Genomic DNA, 3,819 nt, shown 5'->3' on the forward strand with positions numbered 1-3,819 from the left:
TCGACAAGCAGCAGGCAAGTCCCAGCAGCACGGCCAGAGGTTTCGAGGCTCGTCGCTGGCGCTCCTCGCACCTCAACCACCGGCGGAGCGACCCCGACGAGATCCCGGACAAGGACCCACCGATGAAGCACGGGGCGCCTCGATCAGCGCAGCGGCAGGTACGACGTCAGGTCGGTCCGCTCCCCGCTGGCCTGCACCCGCCCGGCCTCCACCGCGTCGAGCCACGCGAGCTCACCGGTCGCGACGGCGATCCAGGTCGCCGCGTCGGTCTCGACCACGGCCGGCGGCGTGCCACGGGTGTGCCGCACTCCCTCGATGACCTGCACGGCGGCGTACGGCGGCACGCGGACCTCCACGGAGCGGCCCGGCGCGCGGGTCTCGAGGACGGCGAGGAAGTGCTTGACCAGCAGCTTGAGGTCGGCGCGCTCGGCGGTTGCGTCGGCGACCCGGGCGAGCGCGGCGGCGACGTCCGCGGGGGCGGCGGGCTTGAGGCGGGCGGGCATCAGTCGCTCTCGGGAAGGTCCGGGTAGGGCTGGATCAGGTTGAAGACCGACCAGGTCTCGCGCCCGGCGTCCGGACCGGCCTCGCGGCCGGCGTCGCGGTAGCGCTCGACGACGGCGGACAGCTCGTCCATCAGCTCCTCGGCCTCGTCGGGGGTCAGCAGCACCGACCACTCGGAGATGCTCCGCTTTTCCTTGTCGTGCTCGTCGGGGTCCGCGAAGGCGCGGGCGACGAGGTGCTGGCCCCACTCGACGGCGTTGCGCCGGAAGACCGAGTACGCCGCGCGGCCGCCCGGCTGGGCGAGCATGTCGGCGGTGCGGAACCGGATCCCGTCGGGGTCCACGAGCCGCCACACCCGGTCGCGGCGGTCCCGCCCGGCGTCGGGGTCCTCCTCGACGAGGCCGTACTTCGCCAGCTGGCGCAGGTGGAAGCTCGCCTGGTTGGCCGGCACGTCGATCCGGCGGGCGATGTCGGCGGCGCGCAGGGAGCCGGCCGCCGAGAGCTCGTGGAGCACGCGGTTGCGCGTGGGGTGCGCGATCGCGCGAAGGATCCGCGGGTCGTCGTACATGACCATGGGGCGAGCCTACAGAGATCCCGCACCACAAGTTGCGCAACATCTATTGCGCACTTGTCATTGCGCACCATACGGTGCGGGTATGCCGTCGTACCGGACCCTCGCCCGCAACCGCGACTTCACCGCGCTCTGGGTCGGCGCCACCGTCTCCGAGCTGGGCTCGCGGGTGACCACCTTCGCGATGCCGCTCGTCGCCTACGCGATGACGGGGTCGGCGCTGTGGGCGGCCGCCGCCGAGGGCATCTTCCTGCTCGGCATGGTCGCGATGCTCCTGCCCGCCGGCGTGCTCGCGGACCGCCGGCACCGGCTGCGCCTGATGCGCCTCTCGCTCGGGTCGGGCGTGCTGCTCTACGGCTCACTGGTCGCGGCCGGGCTGATGGGAGCGCTCACCCTGCCGCACCTGCTGGGGGTCGCGCTCGCGACCGGCGTGACGACCGGGCTCTTCCAGCCGGCGGAGTACTCCGCGATCCGGACCGTCGTACCGGCCGACGACCTGCCGACGGCCCTGAGCCAGCAGCAGGCCCGCCAGCACGTCGCCTCCCTGGTCGGCGGGCCGCTCGGCGGCGCGCTGTACGGCGTGGCGCGGTGGGCTCCCTTCGCGGCCGACGCCGTCACCTACGCGCTCGGCTGGCTGCTGCTCGGCCGGGTGCGGGCGGACCTGTCCCCCGCGCCCGCCTCGCCCGTCGAGGCGGGCCGGCCGCTGCGCGACCTCGGCGAGGGGCTGCGCTTCCTGTGGGCGCGGCCCTTCCTCCGGGTGATGCTCATCTGGTCGCCCGCCGCGAACCTCGCGATCAACGCCCTCTTCTTCACCGCCCTGCTGCGGCTGGTCGAGGCCGGCTTCCCGGCCTGGCAGATCGGGCTCGTCGAGACCGCGATCGGGGCGTGCGGGATCCTCGGCGCCCTGGTCGCGCCGTGGCTGATCGACCGGTTCGCGACCGGCCGGCTCACGATCGTCATCGCGTGGAGCTTCGTCCCCCTGTCCGTGCCGCTCGCGCTCTGGAACCACCCGCTGGCCATGGCCCTCGCCGCCTCCGCCGGCCTGTTCCTCAACCCGGCCGGCAACGCTGGCGTCGGGTCCTACCGGCTGGCGATCACGCCGCCGGAGCTCGTCGGACGGATGCAGTCGACGATGCAGTTCGCCGCGATGGCCACGATGCCGCTGGCACCGGCGCTCGCGGGAGGCCTGCTCGCCGTACTGAGCGGACGCGACGCCGTGCTCGCGCTGACCGCGCTCACCGCGGTCGTCGCGCTGATCCCGACGCTCTCACGGTCGGTCCGCTCGGTCCCGCGCCCCGTCGCCTGGCCCCGACTCGCCGAGCCGCTCCCGGAACGCTCGCCGGTCGCTGCGCACTGAGAGGGCCCGGACAGACGGGCCGTCGCGAGCGTCGCGAGACGTGCGTGATGGCAAGGCGGCGGAGCGAAGACGTGCTGCGCCGCCCATCGAGCGACGCCAACGCCGCCAGCGCGCTCGCATCGCGACGCGCAGCAGGCACCGTCTGTCCGGGCGCTCTCGGACTGCCACAATGGCGCCCATGCGTCTCCGTCGTACCGCTGCAGCCACGCTCGGGCTGCTCGCCCTCGTCCCCGCCCTCGCCGCGTGCGGCGACGACGGCGCCGCCATCGCGGTCGGGGACGTGGTCGAGGCGCGCCAGGACGACCAGTTCGTCGGCACGGGCACCGAGTCCATCGTCGCGCTGCCGATCGGCCGGCTCGAGATCAGCGCGGGCAAGCCGACCACCCAGCTCACCGCCGACGACACCCACCAGCTCGAGGCCATCGAGGCACCCGCCGGCAGCGCGTTCGTCCCGATCACCTGGCAGTACGACGCCGGCACCTTCGGCGACTACGCCGACTACGCCGACACCGACACCAACCCGACCATCGACCTGGTGGCCGACAAGGCGTCGTACCGGATCCCGGCGCCGGAGACGAGCGGCCGCGGCGCCGAGTCGTTCTACGTCCTCGTGTCCGGCGACGGCGAGGACGCGTCCCTGGCCGTCGACTTCGACGGCGTCACGCAGACCGTCGTGCTGGGCACCGGCGAGCGCGACGAGGGCCGGGCCGCTCCGCTCTACGACCTGCGCGCCCCCAGCAGCCAGACGACCTCGTGCACCGCAGCCACGAAGTTCACCTTCGAGGGCGTCGGCCGGCTCCCCGACTACGAGTGCAAGGTCGGCAAGCCGTTCCGCCTCCCCTACGCCGGCGGCGCCTGGGCCGAGGACGGCGGCACCTGGTACGTCGTGACCCTGAAGACCACCCTGCGGCGCTTCAACCAGGCCTCCGCCGACCTGAAGTCCGGCGGGGTCTACGTCGCCGCGGGCGTGGACTCCTCGTTCAAGCTGGGCAAGCTCAAGCCGACGAAGGTGATCGTCGACAAGACCGAGACCGTGTGCCCGGACGGCCATCTCGGCGGCTGCTCCATCCAGTACCTCCTCGTGTTCGGCGCCGGCAAGAAGGCTCCGGGCACGCTGCGCCTCGCGCAGACCTACGACATGGCCCTTGCCCAGGTCTTCGGCGAGGGCGACCCCGCCGAGGAGCTGCAGATCACGAGCAAGGCCTCGATCAAGCTGCGCTGACCAGGCCCCTCGAACGGGAAGGAACCGCAGAATTTCGGCTCTCCTGGCACGTCCGTGGGTCAGGTAGGTGCTGGATGCCTTCAGGCTGCGGTGTCGTGGGTGATCGGTTCTCAAGCGGCAGCGACGAGCGGGCTGGGTGGGTGGCTGGGTCCGCCGGTCGGGTGGCGG

Annotated in this window: 4 protein-coding genes; 2 read left to right on the forward strand and 2 right to left on the reverse strand. The window is 73.0% G+C overall.

The features are described 5' to 3' along the window. Positions 1-143: 143 nt before the first annotated feature. Together ASE20_RS15145 and ASE20_RS15150 are read right to left on the reverse strand one after the other, a co-directional pair. Complete coding sequence (locus tag ASE20_RS15145) at positions 144-503, reverse strand: sterol carrier family protein (RefSeq protein ID WP_056895398.1); 360 nt, start codon at positions 501-503, stop codon at positions 144-146. Continuing rightward, positions 503-1,075: a helix-turn-helix domain-containing protein gene (locus ASE20_RS15150; protein ID WP_056895399.1), complete on the reverse strand. Its 573-nt coding sequence runs from the start codon at positions 1,073-1,075 to the stop codon at positions 503-505. The genes ASE20_RS15145 and ASE20_RS15150 overlap by 1 nt, the downstream gene beginning before the upstream one ends. 82 nt (positions 1,076-1,157) lie before the next feature. Between ASE20_RS15150 and ASE20_RS15155 the strand changes: the two genes are divergently transcribed. Continuing rightward, positions 1,158-2,429, forward strand: a complete 1,272-nt coding sequence (locus ASE20_RS15155) for an MFS transporter (protein WP_056895400.1) — start codon at positions 1,158-1,160, stop codon at positions 2,427-2,429. 178 nt (positions 2,430-2,607) lie between these two features. Then, positions 2,608-3,651, forward strand: a complete 1,044-nt coding sequence (locus ASE20_RS15160; protein WP_056895401.1) for a hypothetical protein — start codon at positions 2,608-2,610, stop codon at positions 3,649-3,651. Positions 3,652-3,819 lie beyond the last annotated feature (168 nt).

This window comes from Nocardioides sp. Root240, assembly GCF_001428825.1.
Lineage (GTDB): Bacteria > Actinomycetota > Actinomycetes > Propionibacteriales > Nocardioidaceae > Nocardioides.

Bases quoted from the DNA above. Each gene is read 5' to 3' on its own strand.
- ASE20_RS15155 (WP_056895400.1), top strand. From the start codon at position 1,158: ATGCCGTCGTACCGGACCCTCGCCCGCAACCGCGACTTCACCGCGCTC.
- ASE20_RS15145 (WP_056895398.1), bottom strand. From the start codon at position 503: ATGCCCGCCCGCCTCAAGCCCGCCGCCCCCGCGGACGTCGCCGCCGCG.
- ASE20_RS15160 (WP_056895401.1), top strand. From the start codon at position 2,608: ATGCGTCTCCGTCGTACCGCTGCAGCCACGCTCGGGCTGCTCGCCCTC.
- ASE20_RS15150 (WP_056895399.1), bottom strand. From the start codon at position 1,075: ATGGTCATGTACGACGACCCGCGGATCCTTCGCGCGATCGCGCACCCC.